Annotated in this window: 19 protein-coding genes; 10 read left to right on the top strand and 9 right to left on the bottom strand. The window is 71.8% G+C overall.

The window, feature by feature from the left end:
* Positions 1-48: 48 nt before the first annotated feature.
* Together ABEA43_RS21690 and ABEA43_RS21685 are read right to left on the bottom strand one after the other, a co-directional pair.
* Positions 49-1,404, bottom strand: coding sequence for a metallopeptidase TldD-related protein (locus ABEA43_RS21690; RefSeq protein WP_345564351.1), 1,356 nt, complete (start codon positions 1,402-1,404; stop codon positions 49-51).
* A gap of 59 nt (positions 1,405-1,463) precedes the next feature.
* Entirely contained in the window at positions 1,464-2,957 is a 1,494-nt protein-coding gene (locus ABEA43_RS21685; protein WP_345564285.1) for a TldD/PmbA family protein, read from the bottom strand.
* Positions 2,958-3,034: 77 nt separating this feature from the next.
* Between ABEA43_RS21685 and fabG the strand changes: the two genes are divergently transcribed.
* Entirely contained in the window at positions 3,035-3,730 is a 696-nt protein-coding gene (gene fabG, locus ABEA43_RS21680) for a 3-oxoacyl-ACP reductase FabG (protein ID WP_345564283.1), read from the top strand.
* A 1-nt stretch (position 3,731) separates the two neighbouring features.
* Positions 3,732-4,496, top strand: coding sequence for an enoyl-ACP reductase FabI (gene fabI / locus ABEA43_RS21675; protein WP_345564282.1), 765 nt, complete (start codon positions 3,732-3,734; stop codon positions 4,494-4,496).
* 102 nt (positions 4,497-4,598) lie between these two features.
* Here fabI and ABEA43_RS21670 read toward each other — a convergent pair whose 3' ends face one another.
* Positions 4,599-5,435 carry a hypothetical protein gene (locus ABEA43_RS21670; RefSeq protein WP_345564280.1) on the bottom strand — a complete coding sequence of 279 codons (837 nt, stop codon included), beginning with the start codon at positions 5,433-5,435 and terminating at the stop codon, positions 4,599-4,601.
* A gap of 127 nt (positions 5,436-5,562) precedes the next feature.
* On the bottom strand, positions 5,563-6,510 hold the full coding sequence (locus ABEA43_RS21665) for an aldo/keto reductase (protein ID WP_345564278.1): 948 nt from the start codon (positions 6,508-6,510) through the stop codon (positions 5,563-5,565).
* A 64-nt stretch (positions 6,511-6,574) separates the two neighbouring features.
* Here ABEA43_RS21665 and ABEA43_RS21660 point away from each other — a divergent pair, with 64 nt between their 5' ends.
* From ABEA43_RS21660 to ABEA43_RS21625, 8 genes are all read left to right on the top strand, one after another.
* Positions 6,575-7,261 carry an MSMEG_4193 family putative phosphomutase gene (locus ABEA43_RS21660; protein ID WP_345564277.1) on the top strand — a complete coding sequence of 229 codons (687 nt, stop codon included), beginning with the start codon at positions 6,575-6,577 and terminating at the stop codon, positions 7,259-7,261.
* Between the two features lie 9 nt (positions 7,262-7,270).
* Positions 7,271-7,819 carry a DUF3090 domain-containing protein gene (locus ABEA43_RS21655; RefSeq protein WP_345564275.1) on the top strand — a complete coding sequence of 183 codons (549 nt, stop codon included), beginning with the start codon at positions 7,271-7,273 and terminating at the stop codon, positions 7,817-7,819.
* Positions 7,816-8,580 (top strand): SCO1664 family protein, encoded by a 765-nt coding sequence (locus ABEA43_RS21650; protein ID WP_345564274.1) that lies wholly within the window; start codon positions 7,816-7,818, stop codon positions 8,578-8,580. The genes ABEA43_RS21655 and ABEA43_RS21650 overlap by 4 nt, the downstream gene beginning before the upstream one ends.
* A gap of 121 nt (positions 8,581-8,701) precedes the next feature.
* Positions 8,702-9,352 carry an NRDE family protein gene (locus ABEA43_RS21645; RefSeq protein WP_345564273.1) on the top strand — a complete coding sequence of 217 codons (651 nt, stop codon included), beginning with the start codon at positions 8,702-8,704 and terminating at the stop codon, positions 9,350-9,352.
* A 10-nt stretch (positions 9,353-9,362) separates the two neighbouring features.
* Entirely contained in the window at positions 9,363-10,586 is a 1,224-nt protein-coding gene (gene mshC / locus ABEA43_RS21640; protein ID WP_345564270.1) for a cysteine--1-D-myo-inosityl 2-amino-2-deoxy-alpha-D-glucopyranoside ligase, read from the top strand.
* A gap of 111 nt (positions 10,587-10,697) precedes the next feature.
* Positions 10,698-11,357, top strand: coding sequence for a TetR/AcrR family transcriptional regulator (locus ABEA43_RS21635; RefSeq protein WP_345564269.1), 660 nt, complete (start codon positions 10,698-10,700; stop codon positions 11,355-11,357).
* Between the two features lie 2 nt (positions 11,358-11,359).
* A complete protein-coding gene (locus tag ABEA43_RS21630) occupies positions 11,360-12,181 on the top strand; it encodes a class I SAM-dependent methyltransferase (protein WP_345564267.1) in 822 nt (273 codons plus the stop codon).
* A gap of 81 nt (positions 12,182-12,262) precedes the next feature.
* A complete protein-coding gene (locus tag ABEA43_RS21625; protein WP_345564266.1) occupies positions 12,263-13,225 on the top strand; it encodes an NAD-dependent epimerase/dehydratase family protein in 963 nt (320 codons plus the stop codon).
* 40 nt (positions 13,226-13,265) lie between these two features.
* Here the strand turns inward: ABEA43_RS21625 and ABEA43_RS21620 are convergent, their stop codons facing one another.
* Genes ABEA43_RS21620 through ABEA43_RS21600 form a run of 5 tightly spaced genes read right to left on the bottom strand, consistent with a single transcriptional unit; the run spans position 13,266 to position 17,653 of the window.
* On the bottom strand, positions 13,266-14,228 hold the full coding sequence (locus tag ABEA43_RS21620; protein ID WP_345564265.1) for a UDP-glucuronic acid decarboxylase family protein: 963 nt from the start codon (positions 14,226-14,228) through the stop codon (positions 13,266-13,268).
* A complete protein-coding gene (locus ABEA43_RS21615; protein WP_345564263.1) occupies positions 14,225-15,097 on the bottom strand; it encodes a glycosyltransferase family 9 protein in 873 nt (290 codons plus the stop codon). The genes ABEA43_RS21620 and ABEA43_RS21615 overlap by 4 nt, the downstream gene beginning before the upstream one ends.
* The gene (locus ABEA43_RS21610) at positions 15,088-15,762 is read right to left on the bottom strand and encodes an SDR family oxidoreductase (protein WP_345564261.1); all 675 of its coding nucleotides are present in this window, start codon (positions 15,760-15,762) and stop codon (positions 15,088-15,090) included. Before ABEA43_RS21610 ends, ABEA43_RS21615 begins: the two co-directional genes overlap by 10 nt.
* Positions 15,759-17,108, bottom strand: a complete 1,350-nt coding sequence (locus ABEA43_RS21605; protein ID WP_345564259.1) for a PfkB family carbohydrate kinase — start codon at positions 17,106-17,108, stop codon at positions 15,759-15,761. Before ABEA43_RS21605 ends, ABEA43_RS21610 begins: the two co-directional genes overlap by 4 nt.
* Complete coding sequence (locus tag ABEA43_RS21600) at positions 17,105-17,653, bottom strand: D-sedoheptulose-7-phosphate isomerase (RefSeq protein ID WP_345564256.1); 549 nt, start codon at positions 17,651-17,653, stop codon at positions 17,105-17,107. The genes ABEA43_RS21605 and ABEA43_RS21600 overlap by 4 nt, the downstream gene beginning before the upstream one ends.

Here is a 17,653-nt window from a genome sequence, read left to right as displayed (position 1 = left end):
CCCTCTCGTGGGGAGGACGGGTCCCGCCGCAAAGGGCGGGCGTGCGGGTCAGCTGGCCTGGCTGACCGTGGACATGTTGAAGTCGGGCACCCGCAACGGCGGCATCACGGTCCGCTGGAAGTAGTCGTTCCACTCCCGCGGCAGCGTCCGCTCGCTCGCCCCCACCTCGCTCACCCGCCCCAGCAGGTCCACCGGGCTCTCGTTGAACCGGAAGTTGTTCACCTCGCCCACGACCTCACCGTGCTCGACCAGGTAGACGCCGTCCCTGGTCAGCCCGGTCACCAGCAGCGTCTGCGGATCGACCTCGCGGATGTACCACAGGCAGGTGACGAGCAGGCCGCGCCGCGTCGAGGCGATCATCTCCTCCAGCGAGCGCCCGCCCTCGGCCCCGGTCATGATCAGGTTGTCGATGCCGGGCGTCACCGGCAGCCCGCTCAGCCCCGCCGAGTAGCGGGTCTGCATCAGCGCCTCCAGCCGCCCGTCCTTGATCCAGTCGGTCGGCCCCAGCGGCAGCCCGTTGTCGAAGACCGAGCTCTCCCTGCTGGAGGCGTGCGCCGCCACGAACGGCGGGCACGCGATGCCCGCCGCCCCCGGATCGCTCGACAGCGTTACGGGCAGCGTGGCGAGCTGCTCGCCCACGCGCGTGCCCCCGCCGGGCTTGGCGAACACCGAACGCCCGTCGAGCGCGTCCCTGGCCCCCGCCGACCAGTACAGGTAGATCATCAGGTCGGCCACCGCGCTCGGCGGCAGCAGCGTCTCGTAGCGCCCCGCGGGCAGGTCCACCCGGTTCTTGGCCCACTCCAGCCGCTGCGCCAGCGAGGAGCCGAGCGCGGCCACGTCGACGTCGGTGAAGTCCTGCGTGGACACGCCCGTCCACGCCGAGCGCTTCAGGTCGGCGGACTTGGCGTTGAGCTCCAGCCGCCCGGTCGGCTGGTCGTGGCGCAGCCGCAGGCCGGCGGACGTGCCGAGGAACGTCGAGTTCACGGAGTGCTCGGCGAACCCGTACAGCCTCCTGCCGCCCGCCTCCGCGGCGGCGAACGCGTCGCCGAGCGCGGGCGCGAACGTCTGGAACACCTCGATGTCGGTCGGCTGCACGGGAGCGTCCCAGTGCGGCGACGCGGGCGTGCCCTCGACGAGCGGCCCGGCGTCCTCCGCGGGCTGCGCGTCCCGCGCCGCCGCGTCGGCCGCCGCCACCACGCCGGCGAGCTGGTCGGCGCGTACGGCGGCCCGCGACACCACCCCCACGCCCTGCCCCGCGATCGAGATCACGGTCAGCCGCGCGGACCTGGCGACGCCGTTGGTGGTCAGCGTGTTGCCGGCGAAGCGCAGGTTGGCCGTGGACCCCTCGTCCACGAGCACCACGCAGCCGTCGTTGCGAGAGAGCTCCAGCGCCCTCTCCACCATCTCCTGAGGAGAGGCCTGCACCGGCGAGCCCGCCTGGCCCCCCGAGAATCCGCGCTCGCTCACTTCCCGCCCTCCTGCACCGTGTTGAGGATCCGCACACCCTTGAACAGCGCGGACGGACAGCCGTGGCTGACCGGCGCGACCTGTCCCGGCTGGCCCTTGCCGCAGTTGAAGGCGCCGCCGAGCACGTACGTCTCCGGCCCGCCGACCGCCTCCATCGACTGCCAGAAGTCCGTCGTCGTCGCCTGGTAGGCGAAGTCCCTGACCTGCCCGGCCAGCTTCCCGTGCGAGATCTTGTACGCCCGCTGCCCGGTGAACTGGAAGTTGTAGCGCTGCATGTCGATCGACCAGCTCTTGTCGCCGACGATGTAGAGGCCCCGCTCGACGCCCGAGATGAGCTCCTCGGTCGAGGGACCGCCCGACGCGGGCGCCAGCGACACGTTCGCCATGCGCTGGATCGGCATGTGCCCGGGCGAGTCGGCGAAAGCGCACCCGTTGGAGCGCCCGAACCCCTTCATCAGCGCCATCCGGCGGTCCAGCTGGTAGCCCACCAGGATGCCGTCCTTGACGATGTCGAAGCTCTGCCCCTGCACGCCCTCGTCGTCGTAACCGACCGTGGACAGACCGTGCGTGACGGTCCTGTCGCCGGTGACGTTCATCAGCGGCGAGCCGTAGACGAGCTCGCCGAGCTGGTCGAACGTGGCGAAGCTGGTGCCCGCGTACGCCGCCTCGTAGCCGAGCGCCCGGTCCAGCTCGGTCGCGTGGCCGATGGACTCGTGGATCGTCAGCCACAGGTTGGACGGGTCGATCACCAGGTCGTAGTCGCCCGCCTCGACCGACGGCGCCGCCAGCTTCTCCGCCAGCAGCTCGGGCAGCCTGGCCAGCTCGCCCTGCCAGTCCCAGCCGGTGCCCGTCAGGTATTCGTAGCCCCGGCCCACCGGCGGCGCGACGGTCGACATGTCGTCGAACCCGCCCGCGTGCGCCTTCATCGCGTTGAGCCTGGGGAAGACCCGCACCCGCTGCTGCGTGGTGAGCGTGCCGGCCGTGTCGGCGTAGAACTTCTGCTCCTTGACCTGCAGCAGCCGCGCCGAGACGTGGTCGGCGCCCTTCATCAGCCCGGCCGACCACTCCGCCAGCAGGGCGACCTTCTCCGCCGACGGCACGTCGAACGGGTCCACGTCGTACGCCGAGACCCACACGACGTCGGCGTGCACCGGCTCGGGGGCCAGCTCGATGGGCTCCCTGTTGACGGGAGCGCTCACCTCCGCCACCCGCACCGCCTGCTCGGCCACGACGGCGGCCGCCTCCGGGGTCAGATGGATGCCGGCCGCGAACCCCCACGTGCCGCCCTTGACGACGCGTACGGCGTAGCCCAGGTCGTCGGCGTCCATGGCGCCTTCGAGCCGGGTGTCGTAGAGGCTGAGCGTCTCGGCTCTGACGCGCTCCAGCCGGAAGTCGGCGTGCTCGGCGCCGAGGTCGCGAGCTCGTTGCAGGGCGGCGTCCGCTAGCTGCCGCAGCGGCAGCTCCAGGAAATCGGGATCGATCTGGCGCATGTCCACGATCCTAACCCTGTGATCTTGTGCCACCCGGACAAGCCGATACCGGCGGGTAGGAGATAGCGTCAGGTGCCATGGCACGCTCTGTACTCGTCACCGGGGGCAATCGCGGCATAGGCCTCGCGATCGCCCGTGAACTCGCCGCGGCAGGCGACGCCGTCGCGGTCACCTACCGATCGGGGGAGCCGCCCGAGGGCCTGTTCGGCGTGCGCTGCGACGTCACCAGCATGGCCGACGTCGAGGCCGCGTTCGACAAGGCCGAGGCCGAGCACGGCCCGGTCGAGGTCGTGGTCTCCAACGCGGGCATCACCAAGGACACGCTGCTGGCGATGATGAAGGAAGAGACCTTCACCGACGTCATCGACGCCAACCTGACCGGCGCCTACCGCGTCGCCAAGCGGGCCATCAGGCCCATGATGAAGCTCAAGCGCGGCCGGATCATCCTCATCTCCTCCGTCGTCGGCCTGTCCGGCCAGGCGGGCCAGGCCAACTACGCCGCCTCCAAGGCCGGCCTGGTGGGCTTCGCGCGCTCCCTGGCCCGCGAATACGGCTCCCGCAACATCACGGTCAACGTGGTCTCGCCCGGCTTCGTCGCCACCGACATGACGGCCGACCTCGACCAGCAGGCGATCATCGGCAACATCCCTCTCGGGCGGCAGGCGGCCCCCGAAGAGATCGCACGCGTCGTACGCTTCCTGGCCGGAGACGACGCCTCTTACATCACCGGAGCCGTGATCCCGGTCGACGGCGGACTAGGAATGGGGCACTGACGTGGGAATTCTCGAAGGCAAGCGGATCCTCGTGACCGGCGTGCTCACCGACGCCTCGATCGCGTTCTCGGTGGCCAAGCTGGCGCAGCAGGAGGGCGCGACGGTCGTGCTCACCGGGTTCGGCAGGCTGAGCCTGGTCGAGCGGATCGCCAAGCGGCTGCCCGAGCCGGTGCCGGTGCTGGAGCTCGACGTCCAGAACAACGAGCACCTCGACTCGCTGGCCGCCCGCGTCGGCGAGCACGTGGACGGCCTCGACGGGGTGGTCCACTCGATCGGCTTCGCCCCGCAGACGGCGCTGGGCGGCAACTTCCTCAACACCTCGTGGGAGGACGTCGCGACCGCCCTGCAGGTCTCCACCTTCTCCTACAAGTCCCTCGCCGTGGCCTGCCTGCCCCTGATGAAGGAGGGCGGCGCGGTCGTGGGCCTCGACTTCGACGCCTCCAAGGCGTGGCCGGTCTACGACTGGATGGGCGTGGCCAAGGCCGGCCTGGAGTCGTGCAACCGCTACCTGGCCCGTGACCTCGGCAAGCACAACATCAGGGTCAACCTGGTGGCGGCCGGGCCGCTGCGCACGATGGCCGCCAAGTCGATCCCGGGCTTCAAGGAGTTCGAGGAGAGCTGGCCGGAGAAGGCGCCGCTGGGCTGGGACCTGTCCGACACCGTCCCGGCCGCGCGCGCGTGCGTGGCCCTGATGTCAGACTGGTTCCCCGCCACGACCGGCGAGATCGTCCACGTGGACGGCGGCGTCCACGCCATCGGCGGCTGACCCGCCGCACTCACCGGCCGCCCGCAAGGCGGCCGGTGGCCCAGGCGACCGGCCCGCAACGGGCCGGTCGTCAAGCAATGGACCCGCAACGGCCGGTGGCCGTCAGGCCAGCCGGTGGCGTCCGTTCCCGGCCCGCGCCGGCTCGAACGGGATCGACTCGGGGGTCTCCGTACGGTGGCGCCGCTGCTGCACGATGCGCGTCGCCAGCACCGCCGAGCCCAGCAGCGCGATGGTCAGCGCGGTCCCCAGCACGTCGGAGGCGGGCGGGCTCGGCCGCACCACCCGCTGATCCTGCATCGGCACCGCCAGCTCGTGCGCGAACGGGTTGGGCCACAGCAGATCCACCCGCGGCTCGTCGGTGTCGGCCCGCTCGCCCTCGGTGACCGGCCGCCCGCTGTCGACCGACTGCGGCCGGCTCTCCGGCGGCGTGGGCGCCTTCGTCTGGCCCGCCCAGGACTCGTCGCCCCACTCGCGCGGCGGCTGCGCGGGGCCGTCCGACGCCGTGGGGGTCGGCTGCGGCGTCATCGAGCCGACGTCCGCGGGATCCCTGCAGTCCAGCACCGGCAGGCACACCGAGCCCAGCGTCTCGGGGACCAGGCCCGTCTTGGTGGACGTGGGCGTGGGGGAGGCCGAGGGCTTGGCGGTGGTCTTGCCCGGCGTGGCCTTCGTCGTCGGCACGGCCTCTCCGACCCTGCCCAGCACTTCGTCGGTGGTCTTCTCCACGCCTTCCGTCACCGGGTCGGTCGCCCCGCCCGTGATGCTGTCGACCGTGCCGGTGACCGCGTTCACGACGTCGCACAGCGTGTTGGTCACCCCCGAGAGCAGGCCGCCGTCGCGTGTGCAGTCCTGTGAGGCCGCCGAAGCGGCCGGCGCGGCCACCGGGACGGCCGCCAGCGCCACCGCGAGGACTCCAGCCGAGATCGCGGTCCTGCTCCCCATCCGTCCCCTCCTGCGTCGCTTCCGGGGAAAATCTTTATGGACATCGGGCGTCAGACGCAGGCTTTTGCCGGGTAAAGTTGCGATTCGGTATCGACTAGTGATACGCGAGAGGGTCTCTTGTTCGCGGTCAGTCGAGTGACGACACGTCATCGAGGGCCTCTCGGATCTCTATGGGCAGGACCACGTCCTCGGCCGGCAGGGCCCCGGTGAGCTGAGCGTGTGTACGGGCTCCGACGATGGCCGAGGCCACACCCGGCTGGTCGCGTACCCAGGATAGGGCGACCGCGAGCGGGGACACGCCGAGACCGTCGGCGGCGGTCATGACGGACTCCACCACCCGGCGGCTGCGTTCGTCGAGGTAGGGGCGGACGAAATCGGCGAAATGCGGGGTGGCGGCGCGCGAGTCGGCCGGGATGCCGGTGCGGTATTTCCCGGTCAGCACCCCTCTGCCCAGCGGCGACCAGGCCAGCACGCCGACGCCCAGCTGGGCGGCGGCGGGCAGCAGCTCGCGTTCGGGCTCGCGGGCCAGCAGCGAGTATTCGACCTGGGCCGAGGTGATCGGGATGCGGCCGGGGACCATCTTCTGGGTGACCGTGGCGGCGGCGAGCTGCCAGCCGGTGTAGTCGCAGACACCCGCGTAGACGGCCCGGCCGGAGGAGACGATCGCGTCGAGCGCGGCCAGGGTCTCCTCCAGCGGCACCTCGGCGTCGTACGTGTGGAGCTGCCACAGGTCGACGTAGTCGAGCCCGAGCCGGTTGAGCGAGTCGTCGACCGCGGCGATCAGGTGGCGCCTGGAGGCGTCGCGCGGCCGGCGGCCGGCCGGCGTCACCACGGCCTTGGTCGAGATCACCAGCTCCGAGCGCGGCACGGAGTCGCGCAGCATGCGCCCCAGGAGCCGCTCGGAGTCGCCGCCGGTGTAGACGTCGGCCGTGTCGACGAGATTTCCGCCCGCGTCCAGGAACGTGCGGAGCTGGGCGGCCGCCTCGTCCGTGTCGGTGTCACGCCCCCAGGTCATCGTGCCGAGCCCCAGCCGGGACACCGACAGGCCGCTGTGGCCGACATAGCGCTGCTCCATGATCCCGCCAGGTTACCGTCCAGGCCGATGAAACGCTGTGATCTACGCCTGCGACACTTGCTGGGTGACCACGCTGCTTCTGGCCCGCCACGGGCTGACGGACCTCACCGGGCCGGTCCTCGCCGGCCGGATGCCCGGTGTCCATCTGAGCGAGGCGGGCAGGGCGCAGGCCGCCGCGCTCGCCGGGCGCGTCGCCGGCGTCCGGCTCGACGCCATCGTCTCAAGCCCGCTCGAACGCTGCCAGGAAACGGCGCAGGCGGTCGCGGAAGGGCGCGGAATGGACGTCAGGACGGACGACCGGTTCATCGAGTGCGGCTACGGGGAGTGGACCGGCAGGCCGCTGAAGGAGCTCGCGAAGGAGCCGCTGTGGCAGGTCGTTCAGGCGCACCCGAGTGCTGTGACATTTCCGGAAGGGGAGCCGCTGGCCGAAATGCAACGCCGGGCCGTCGCGGCGGTCCGGGAGTGGAATCAACGCCTTGGGGAGAAGGGTGTCTACCTGGCGTGCAGCCACGGCGACGTGATCAAGGCGATCGTCGCGGACGCTCTGGGCCTCCATCTCGATCACTTTCAGCGGATAACTGCTGATCCGGCGGCTCTCACCGTCATTCGCTATGCCCCCTTGCGCCCCTTTGTTCTCAGGGTCAACGATATGGGGGAATTGAGGCTTCCTGAGGATTCGGAGGAGAAAGACGGGGGAGAAAACATCACCGGGAGCGATGCCGCCGTCGGCGGTGGACCCGGAACCACGTAAGGTCAGGCTATGCCGGTCTTCGACTACGACCCACCAGAGAGATTCGTCGCCGGTGCCATGGGGCAGCCGGGCGCGCGGGTCTTCTATCTGCAGGCCAGGGCCGAGGGCAGACTGACCACGGTGGCGCTGGAGAAGTTGCAGGTGGCCGCGCTCGCGGGCAGGCTCGACGAGCTGCTCGACGAGGTGCTGCGCCTCAGTGGGGGCACCGCGCAGGTGCCCGCGCTGGCTCCGGCGGACCTGGCCGACGACGCACCTCTCGACGCGCCCCTCGCGGAGGACTTCCGGGTGGGCACGATGGCGCTTTCCTGGGACTCCGACAACGCCCAGGTGGTGATCGAAGCACAGGAGGTCGTCGACGAAGACGATCTCGACGGTCCCGACCCCGCGGTGCTGCGCGTGCGGATCAGCGCGGGAGCCGCCCGCGCCTTCACCCAGCGGGCCCTCCAGATCGTCGCGGCGGGCCGGCCGCCGTGCCCCCTGTGCGGGCAGCCGCTCGACGCCGCCGGACATGTCTGTGTGCGACTCAACGGCTATCGCGGGGGTGAGGCGGCTTCATGACCGCTCCGGAGAGCGAACCGGCCATCAAGCCCTCCCATCCGCCGGCCGCGCACGACGAGGATGCGCTGGCGCTGCTGCGCGACGGCCGCCTGGAGGTGGCCGGGCGTCTGGTCGAGGCCACCAACATGACGCTCTACTGCTCGGTCAAGCTGGGCGCCAAGTCGGCCGCCTGCGTCTACAAGCCCGTGCGGGGCGAGCGGCCGCTGTGGGACTTCCCCGACGGCACCCTCGCCGCCAGGGAGGTGGCCGCGTTCGAGGTCTCGCAGGCCACCGGCTGGCGCATCGTGCCGCCGACGGTCTACCGCGACGGCCCTTTCGGGCCCGGCATGTGCCAGCTCTGGATCGACACCGAACGCGAGATCGACCTCATGCGGCTGGTCAAGAGCCGCAACCCGGTCGTTCGCCGGATGGCGGTGTTCGACGCGGTGGTCAACAACGCCGACCGCAAGGGCGGTCACCTGCTCCCGCTGCCCACCGGCCACGTCTACGGGGTCGATCACGGCGTCTGCTTCTCCGCCGAGGACAAACTGCGCACGGTCCTGTGGCAGTGGCGCGGCAAGCCGCTCGCCCGCGAGGCCGTGGCGGTGCTGGCCAAGCTGGAGCGCGACATCGAGTCCGGCTCGCTGGGGCGCAGGCTGCGCGAGCTGCTCACGCTGGCCGAGGTGGAGGCCACCTGGCACCGGGTGCGCAAGCTGCTGGACACCGGGGTGCACCCCTACCCGTCCGAAGGCTGGCCCGCCATACCCTGGCCGCCCATCTGAGCCCGTCCATCTGAGCACGTCCATCTGAGCACGCCCATCTGAGCACGCCCATCTGAGCACGCCCATCTGAACGGGGCATCCGCCGCACTGCGGGCAAAGCCCATTTACTACCCTTTGCCCCATGTGCACGCTGATCGTGAGAACCGGACAGCCGCTGACCCTCATGGGCGTGAGAGACGAGTACGCCGACCGCCCCTGGGAGGGCCCGGGGGAGTACTGGCCGGAATACCCGGGAGTGCTCGGCGGGCGTGACCTCAAGGCCGGCGGCACGTGGCTGGCCGTCCACCCGGCCGCCCGGCGCGCCGCGGCGCTGCTCAACGGCTATGGCAGGCCCGCGGAGGAGACGACGAAGATCTCCAGGGGCGACCTGGCGCTGCGGGCGGCGTACACGGGGGAGATGCCCGACGCCGACCTGACCCGTTACGACCCCTTCCATCTGGTGCTCGCCGACCTGTCCAGGGTCCGCCTGTTCAGCTGGGACGGCCTGCGGCTCGCGACCTCCGGCCTGCCCGACGGCACCAGCATGGTCGTCAACTCGGGCCTGGACCCGGTGAGCGAGCGCGTCGTGGCGTACCTGCCCAGGTTCGAGGGCACGGCCGAGTGGGGGGAGCTGATCAAGGCGGAGCCGTCCGCCGACCCGGGCGCGCTCATCATCCGGCACGACCTGCCCGACGGCCGGGTCTTCGCCTCCCTGTCGGTGATGGAGGTGGCGCTCACGCCCGAGGGCGTGACGTACGAGTTCACCGACCTGACCGCCGACCGGGACGGATAGGCTCGAAGACATGAGATCGTGGTCTGCCCAGAACGTTCCCCAGCTCCCAGGTGAGAGCATTCCGCTGAGTCTCTACGACACGTCGGCCAAGCAGGTGCGGCAGACCGAGCCCGGGCCGACCGCCAGGATGTACGTCTGCGGCATCACGCCCTACGACGCCACCCATCTCGGCCACGCCAACACTTACCACGCCTTCGACCTCGTCGGCCGCATGTGGCGCGACGCCGGCCACCAGGTGCACTACACGCAGAACGCCACCGACGTGGACGATCCCCTGCTGGAGCGGGCCGCGCAGACCGGCGTCGACTGGCAGGACCTGGCCGAGCGGGAGATCGAGCTGTTCCGGGGCGACATGGAGGCGCTGCGGATCATGCCGCCCCGCGAGTACGTCGGGGTCACCGAGGTCGTCGGCCGGGTGGCGGACCTGATCACCAAACTGGCGGCCAAGGGCGTCACCTACGACGTCGACGGCGACGTCTACTTCAGCGTCGCCGACGCCCCCAAGTTCGGCCAGGTGTCCGGCTACGACGAGGATCAGATGGTGGCCCTGTTCGCCGAGCGCGGGGGCGATCCCGAGCGGCCGGGCAAGCGCCGCCCGCTCGACTGGCTGCTGTGGCGGGCCGAGCGGCCCGGCGAGCCGGCCTGGGAGTCGAGCCTGGGCAGGGGACGCCCCGGCTGGCACATCGAGTGCACCGCGATCGCCCTCGAGAATCTGGGCCCGGGCTACGACGTGGCCGGCGGCGGCTCGGACCTGATCTTCCCGCACCACGAGTGCGGCGCCTCCGAGGGCCACGCCGCCACCGGCGAGTGGCCGTTCGCCAAGTTCTACACGCACGCCGGGATGGTCGCGCTCGACGGCGAGAAGATGTCCAAGTCCAAGGGCAACCTGATCTTCGTCTCCCGGCTGCGGGTGGCGCACGACCCGATGGCGGTCCGGCTCGTCCTGCTGGCCCACCACTACCGCGCCGACTGGGAGTACGTCCCGGAGCTGATCGCCGAGGCCGAGCGCAGGCTCGCGCGCTGGCGCTCGGCCACCGCGCTGGCCTCGGGGCCGCGCGCCGAGGAGGTGCTGGCGACGGTGCGCCGGCGCATGGCCGATGACCTCGACACACCGGGCGCGCTGGCCGCGATCGACGCCTGGACGCAGGAGGCGCTCGACCACGGTGGCCCAGACCCGTCCGCCCCCGCCCTGGTCAGAGACCTGGCCGACGCCCTGCTCGGCGTGGCTCTCTAAGCGCCGGCAGCACCACGGCTTCACCGAGGCCCCGCACCGTCCGCCGGTGCGGGGCCTCGGTCATGTCCGGGGCGCTTGCGTCTGGCTGAACACGTGTTTAATATACTAAACATGTGTTCAGCACGGTCGGATCTGACCGCCCAGGCCAAGATCCGCGACGCCGCGATCGCCCACTTCGCCCGCGACGGCTTCCAGAAGACGAACCTGCGGGCCGTCGCCGCCACCGCGGGCGTGAGCGCCGGCCTGGTCATCCATCACTTCGGCAGCAAGGAGAAGCTGCGCGCCGTCTGCGACGACCACGTCCTGCGGATCCTCGTCCAGCGGGCCCGCGACGACGCCCGCCCCGCCGGGATGCAGGACGTGCTGCGCGACTACCTGTCGAACCCGGAGGAATACCGCCTCCAGGTGCAGTACATGGCCCGCGCGATCGAGGAGGACACCCCAGCCGCCGCCACGTTCGTCGGCACGATGGTGGACGAGTCGGAGGAGGTCCTGCGCGCGGGGATCGCCGACGGCTCGCTGCACCCGTCCTCGGACGTGCGGGCGCTGGCGGTGTTCACCGTGCTGACCAGCCTGGCCATGCTGACCATGGCGGCGCCCCTGGCGCGCGCGCTCGGTCACGACCGCTTCGGCCCCGAGGTGCTCCATCGGATGGCCCTGCCGACGCTCGAGCTCTACACCCACGGCATATACGCCGACGACACCGTCCTCCAGGCCGCGAAGGCCGCCTGGACGGCCACTCACGGCGAATCCCATGAAAGGCAAGAATGACCATGGCGCTCACCCTTCCGGCCTTCACCCCGCTGCAGGCCAGCCTCTGGCTCACGCTGTGCGGCCGGGCGCTCGACAACCGCTCCTCCCACCGCATCCTCGGCGACGAGACGGCCGACGAGATCGTCCGCAGGACTGGCTACGACTACCAGGCGCTGCACATCATCCCGAGCGCCGCGCTCAACATCGCGCACCGGGCGAAGAAGCTGGACGAGGTGGCCGCGCGGTTCTTCGTCCGCCACCCCGGCGCGATCGGCGTGGACCTCGGGGCCGGGCTGGACAGCCGGGCGCTGCGCATCGCCCCTCCGCCCGCCGCCGACTGGTACGACGTCGACTTCCCCGAGGTCGTCGAGGCGCGCAGGATGGCGCTGCCGGATCGCGCGAACCCGCACGGCGTCGGCGCCGACCTGACCGATCCGGCGTGGCTGGACGCCCTGCCCGCCGACCGCCCGGCGGTGATCGTCGCCGACGGGCTGATCGCGTTCCTGAGCGAGGAGGAGATGGTCTCCCTGGTGAACCGCCTCGTCGCCCACTTCCCCTCCGGAGAGATCGCCTTCAACGGCTACAGCAGGTTCGCCGTATGGGCGCAGAAGCGCTTCGCCGGGGCCACGTCCATCGCGGGCCTGACCAGGTTCCCCGGGTTCGACGACCCCCGGACGCCCGAGCGCTGGAACTCCAAGATCAAGCTGGTCAAGGAGATCCTTTGCACGCGGGAGCCGGAGGTCGCGGACTTCCCGCCGGCCCTGCGCCTGTTCACCCGGCTGGCGGCGCCGAGTGCGTCCTGGTCCAGGAAGGGCAACGTGGTGCTGCACTACCGCTTCTGAAGGCTGGACAACGGCGAACCTCCGCCGCTAGCCTGATTATCAGTAGCACTGATGATTTAGTCAACTGATGGATGGCGCACAATGATTCTGATCACCGGTGGGCTGGGCTTCATCGGCACCCACACCACCCGGGCGCTGCTCGACCTGGGCGAATCCTGCGTGCTCGTACAGCGCCGCACCGCGGACGTGCCCGGCGCGTTCGCGGACGAGGCGGGCAAGCGCGTCTTCGTCGAGCAGGCGGACCTCACCGACCAGGCGGCACTGCTGGAGATCGGCCAGCGTCACCGGATCACCGGCATCGTCCACCTCGCCGGGTCCATGCCGTGGCCGCCCGGGGCGAACGAGCCGGTCGAGGGCGCGCGCAAGGCCGTCGCGAGCCTGCTCAACGTGTTCCAGGCCGCCCAGGAGTGGCAGGTCTCCCGGCTCGGCCTCGCGAGCACGATCGGCGTCTACGCCGGGGCCGAGGCGGACGGGCCGCTGCGTGAGGACGTGCCGCTGCCGATGACCTCCGGCCACCCGATCCCGGCCTTCAAGAAGATCGGCGAGCTGATGGCCGGCCACCTGGCACGTACGACGGGAATGGACGCGGTCACCTACCGCATCGCCGCCATCTGGGGCCCGCTCGGCCACGCGCCGTCCCCGTTCTTCGCCGCGCCCCAGCTCGTCCACGCGGCGGCCCGCGGCACCGTCCCCGACCTGTCCACGCTGCGCGGCGGCGCGCACGCGGGCAACGGGACCGACCTGTGCTACGTCAAGGACTGCGGCCGGGCCATCGCCCTGCTGCAGCTGGCGGGCACGCTCCGGCACCGCGTCTACAACGTCGCCTCCGGGCGGGTGACGCCCAACAGCGAGGTGATCGCCGCGATCAGGAAGGCCGTCCCCGGCGCGCGGGCCGGCCTCCCCGAAGGCCGCGACCCCGCCGCGCAGGACGTGTGCCTCGACATCACCCGGCTGCGCGCGGACACCGGCTACGAGCCCGCCTACGACACCGAACGCGCCGTGGCCGACTACCTCGCCTGGCTGCGCGCCGGAAACGACCGCTGACGACCTGCGACCGGCGCCGGGCGGCGCCGGTCGCACGCGTTCAGACCTGCAGCTCCTCGAACGGGTCGGCCGTCGCCAGCTCCGCGGTGAACCACTCGATCGTCCTGGCCAGCCCTTCGGCGGCCGGGACGGTGGCCTCCCACCCGAGCCGTTGCGCGGCCAGCGACGTGTCCGGCCGCCTGACCTTCGGGTCGTCGGCCGGCCGGTCGATGAACTCGATCTCCGAGCCGGACCCGGCCAGGTCGCGGATCATCGTGGCCAGCTCCAGCATGGTGAGCTCGGCCGGATTGCCGATGTTGACGGGCCCGGCGAAGTCGCTGCGCGCCATCGCCAGGATGCCCGACACGGTGTCGTCGACGTAGCAGATCGAGCGCGTCTGCGAGCCGTCGCCGGTGATGGTGATCGGCTCGCCCAGGAGCGCCTGCCTGATGAACGTCGGGATCGCCCGGCCGTCGAACGGCCGCATCCGCGGCCCATAGGTGTTGAAGATGCGCACGATCCCGGTGTCGGTGCCGCGCGACTGACGGTAGGCGGTGGTCAGCGACTCGGCGAAGCGCTTGGCCTCGTCGTAGACGCTGCGCGGGCCGACCGGGTTCACATTCCCCCAGTACGACTCCCGCTGCGGGTGCTCCAGCGGGTCGCCGTACACCTCGCTCGTCGAAGCCAGCACGAACCTGGCGCCCTTCTCCCTGGCCAGCCCCAGCGCGTGCAGCGTGCCGACGCTGCCCACCCGCAGGGTCTCGACCGGATAGCGCAGGTAGTCGGCCGGCGATGCGGCCGAGGCGAAGTGCAGCACGAGATCCAGCCGGTCCGGCACGTGCACGAACCCCGTGAGGTCGCACTCGATGAGCCGGAACTCCGGACGGTCGATCAGGTGCTCGACGTTGCGCGGCCCGCCGGTCAGGAAGCTGTCCATGCAGACCACCTCCGCCCCCTCCGCCAGCAGCCGTTCGCACAGGTACGAGCCGAGGAACCCGGCGCCCCCAGTGACCAGAGCCCTCATGACGTGACCTCCAAGGCAGCGTCCACGACTTCGGAAACCTCGATCTTCAGCAGGCCCGGGTCCGGCCGTTCCCCGTGCGGATCCCCGTTCCGCCCGGCCCACAGCGCCACATGACGCCAGCCGGGCGGCGGCCCCCACAACGCGGGGGAGACCGGCCCGAACAGCACCACCGACGGCACGCAGAACGCCGTCGCCAGGTGGGCGACCCCGGTGTCGCCGCAGACCACGAGCTTCGAGCGGCTGACCAGATCGATCAGGTCGGCCATGGCGGTACGCCCGGCCAGCATCCGCCCGGACGGCAGCCCGGCCAGCTCGGCGACCCGCCTGGCCAGCGGCACCTCGTCAGCGGTCCCGGTGACCACGACGTCGTCCAGCGCGGCGGCCACCTCGGCGAACCGCTCGGGCGGCCAGCGCCGCGCGGGAAAGGCGGCGCCCGGATGCACGATCGCCGGCCCCGTCCTGTCGGAGACGCCGAGCGTCAGGTCACCGGGGTCGGCCGGGATGCCGTGCCACTCCAGCAGGCCGCACCAGCGCCGCACCTCGTGCACCCCGTCCTGCCAGGGCGGGCCGGTGCCGAAGCTGATCAGCCGGCCGGGATCGGTGCGCCGCAGGGCCTCGATGCTCTGCGGCCCCCGGCCGTGCAGGTTGACCGCGATGTCCGGCCGCTCGAACGGCACGGGCCCCGGGCCCGACACGTCCACCTGGTCGTCCACCGCCCCGGTCAGCGGCAGCAGGGCGTGCAGCGCGCGCGGCGCCGCCACCGTGATCCGATGCCTGGGGAACGCCTGCCGCAGTGCCCGCAGGGCGGGCACGGCCGTGAGCAGGTCGCCCAGGCCGAGCCCGCGCAGCACGAGAAGGTCTAGGGCCATGACGTCTCCGTGGACGGGCAGACGACGAGCTCTCTCACCTCGCATCCAGCCGGCTGCCGCAGCGCGAACACCACGGTCTGCGCGACGTGAGCCGGATCGTTCAGTCCCGCTTCAGGGCCCGGTTTGTATTGATCGGGCCGGCCGTCGAAGAACCCCGTCCGCATGCCGCCCGGGATGAGCAGCGTCACCCCCACCTCCCCGCGCAGCTCGATCGCCAGCCCCCTGGTGAAGCCGACGACGCCGAACTTCGACGCCGAGTACGCCGACGCGTCGCTCAGCGGCCGCAGCCCCAGTGTCGACGCGCAGGTGACGACCCTGCCGCGGGTGTGCTTCAGGTACGGCAGCGCCGCCCGCACGACCGCGGCCGTGCCGAGCAGGTTCACCCGGATCACCCGCTCCCAGTCGTCGGCGGACACGTCCTCCAGCCGCCCGCAGGCGTCGATGCCCGCGGCCGTCACCACGCCGTCCAGGCCGCCGGCCCGCTCGGCCAGCTCGCGTACCGCCCGCTCGGCCTCGCCCCGGTCGGCCAGGTCCGCGGTGACGTGTTCGAAGCGCTGGTCCGGTTCGCGCACGTCGACGACGAGCGCCCGCCAGCCCTCCTTCTCCACGGCTTCCGCGGTGGCCAGGCCCAGCCCGGAGGCTCCCCCTGTGATCAAGATGTTCACTGGATCTCCCTGATCAGATTCGTTGTCGAACGCCCCGGCAGCATGCTCAGCACGACGATCTCCGCGCCGAGCCTGCCGAGGACCCCGGATTCGGGCAGCACTTCCCCCTCGTAGTCGCCGCCCTTGACCCACACGTCGGGACGCAGCGCCTCGATGGCGCCCGCCGGGGTGTCCTCCTCGAACACCAGCACCGCGTCCACGCAGCTCAGTGCCCTGAGCACCTCGACCCGGTCGCGCAGGTTCACGATGGGCCTGGACGAGCCCTTCAGCCTGCGCACCGAGCCGTCGGAGTTGACGCAGACGACGAGCGCGTCGCCCAGCGCCCTGGCCCGCCGCAGCAGGCTCACATGGCCCGCGTGCAGCAGGTCGAAGCAGCCGCCCGTGGCGATCAGCCGGCCGCCGTTCGCGCGGGTCAGGCTCGCGACCTCGATCGCCGTACGCGGCCGGTCCCCGAGCCGCTGCTCCCGCACCTGGACGGTGGCCGCGCCCCCGCGCTCGACGAAGCGCGAGGCCTCGCCGACGGCGATCGTGACCGCGTCCTGGACGTCGGCGCCCGCACGCAGCGCCAGCGCCGCGGCGCCGTCCAGCCGGTCACCCGCGCCGCACGCGTCCTGGCCGCCGGCCTGCACCGGTGGCGGCACCCGGGTGAGCGGGCCGCCCTCGACGGCGAGGGCGGCCCCCCGTCTTCCCGTCGTGACGGCCACCGCCCTGGCCCGCAGCTCACGTACCAGACGCCGGGCCGCCTGGTCGGGGCCGTGGTAGCCGGACGGACACAGCAGCCGCGCCTCCGCCTCGCTCGGCGTCAGCAGCGCGCAGCCGGGTATCGGCCGCTCGCCACGGGGATGCGGGTCCCACACCACCGGTACGTCCACCTCGCCCAGCAGGTCGCGGGCCATCCTGGCCACACCCCTGCCGTAGTCGGAGACCAGCACCGCGCCGGCCCTGCCGATCGCCTCGGCCGCCTCCTGGCTGGGGGCGTACCTGGCGATGCCGTCACCGGCGTCCAGCCGGACCAGCGTCTGGCCCCTGGACCTGATCCTGGTCTTGCGCACGGTGCCGCCACGCAGCGGCAGCCGTACCAGGTCCAGCTCCTGCGACAGCAGCCCGTACAGGCGGCGGCCGTCGGGGTCGTCGCCGATCGCCGTGATCAGCACCACGTCCGCGCCGTCCCTGGCGGCCAGCAGCGCCGCGAGCCCGGCCCCGCCGGGGCGGGCCCGCTCGGGGCCGGCGTCCACCACCGGGACGGGCGCGTCCGGGCAGAGCCGTTCCGCGTCGCCCTCGACGTCCACGTCGAGCAGCGTGTCGCCGATGACGACCAGGGGTCCCGGTGCCGGCGGCGCCGTCACAACGCCTCCTCGATCGCGTCGCACAGGAGGTGGATCATGGCGAGATGCACCTCCTGAACGGTGGCCGTCTCCGCGGCCGGCACGGCGACCGCGTCGTCGCACAGGTCGGCCAGCGGGTTCGGACCAGGGCCCGTCATGGCCCAGGCGAGGACCCCGCACTGCTGCGCCGCTCTGGCCGCGGCCAGCACGTTCGGGCTCCCGCCGCTGGTCGACAGGCACAACAGCACGTCCCCGGCCCGGCCGTGCGCCCGCACCTGGCGGGCGTAGACCTGTTCATGACCGAAGTCGTTGGCGATCGCCGTCAGCGACGAGCCGTCGGCGTGCAGCGGGATGGCCGCGTACGGCGGCCTGTCGTCCCTGAACCTGCCGACCAGCTCGGCCGTCAGATGCTGCGCCTCCGCGGCCGAGCCGCCGTTGCCGCAGGCCAGCAGCCTGCCCCCCGAGGCCAGCACGCCGGCCAGCTTCCCGCCCCAGGATCGGACGGTGACCGCGTGGTCGTCGACCTTCTCCAGGGTGTTCCAGAGTTTCTCGAGATGCACGTCCAT

This window comes from Nonomuraea rosea, assembly GCF_039539705.1.
Lineage (GTDB): Bacteria > Actinomycetota > Actinomycetes > Streptosporangiales > Streptosporangiaceae > Nonomuraea > Nonomuraea rosea.
This window is presented reverse-complemented; position numbering and strand designations above follow the sequence as displayed.

What these genes read in the sequence shown, in the direction of transcription:
- ABEA43_RS21685 (WP_345564285.1), bottom strand. Translation starts at nt 2,957, where the DNA reads ATGCGCCAGATCGATCCCGATTTCCTGGAGCTGCCGCTGCGGCAGCTA.
- ABEA43_RS21655 (WP_345564275.1), top strand. Translation starts at nt 7,271, where the DNA reads ATGCCGGTCTTCGACTACGACCCACCAGAGAGATTCGTCGCCGGTGCC.
- ABEA43_RS21630 (WP_345564267.1), top strand. Translation starts at nt 11,360, where the DNA reads ATGGCGCTCACCCTTCCGGCCTTCACCCCGCTGCAGGCCAGCCTCTGG.
- ABEA43_RS21645 (WP_345564273.1), top strand. Translation starts at nt 8,702, where the DNA reads ATGTGCACGCTGATCGTGAGAACCGGACAGCCGCTGACCCTCATGGGC.
- ABEA43_RS21650 (WP_345564274.1), top strand. Translation starts at nt 7,816, where the DNA reads ATGACCGCTCCGGAGAGCGAACCGGCCATCAAGCCCTCCCATCCGCCG.
- ABEA43_RS21600 (WP_345564256.1), bottom strand. Translation starts at nt 17,653, where the DNA reads ATGGACGTGCATCTCGAGAAACTCTGGAACACCCTGGAGAAGGTCGAC.
- ABEA43_RS21635 (WP_345564269.1), top strand. Translation starts at nt 10,698, where the DNA reads ATGTGTTCAGCACGGTCGGATCTGACCGCCCAGGCCAAGATCCGCGAC.
- ABEA43_RS21690 (WP_345564351.1), bottom strand. Translation starts at nt 1,404, where the DNA reads ATGGTGGAGAGGGCGCTGGAGCTCTCTCGCAACGACGGCTGCGTGGTG.
- ABEA43_RS21625 (WP_345564266.1), top strand. Translation starts at nt 12,263, where the DNA reads ATGATTCTGATCACCGGTGGGCTGGGCTTCATCGGCACCCACACCACC.
- mshC (WP_345564270.1), top strand. Translation starts at nt 9,363, where the DNA reads ATGAGATCGTGGTCTGCCCAGAACGTTCCCCAGCTCCCAGGTGAGAGC.
- ABEA43_RS21620 (WP_345564265.1), bottom strand. Translation starts at nt 14,228, where the DNA reads ATGAGGGCTCTGGTCACTGGGGGCGCCGGGTTCCTCGGCTCGTACCTG.
- ABEA43_RS21615 (WP_345564263.1), bottom strand. Translation starts at nt 15,097, where the DNA reads ATGGCCCTAGACCTTCTCGTGCTGCGCGGGCTCGGCCTGGGCGACCTG.
- fabG (WP_345564283.1), top strand. Translation starts at nt 3,035, where the DNA reads ATGGCACGCTCTGTACTCGTCACCGGGGGCAATCGCGGCATAGGCCTC.
- ABEA43_RS21665 (WP_345564278.1), bottom strand. Translation starts at nt 6,510, where the DNA reads ATGGAGCAGCGCTATGTCGGCCACAGCGGCCTGTCGGTGTCCCGGCTG.
- ABEA43_RS21670 (WP_345564280.1), bottom strand. Translation starts at nt 5,435, where the DNA reads ATGGGGAGCAGGACCGCGATCTCGGCTGGAGTCCTCGCGGTGGCGCTG.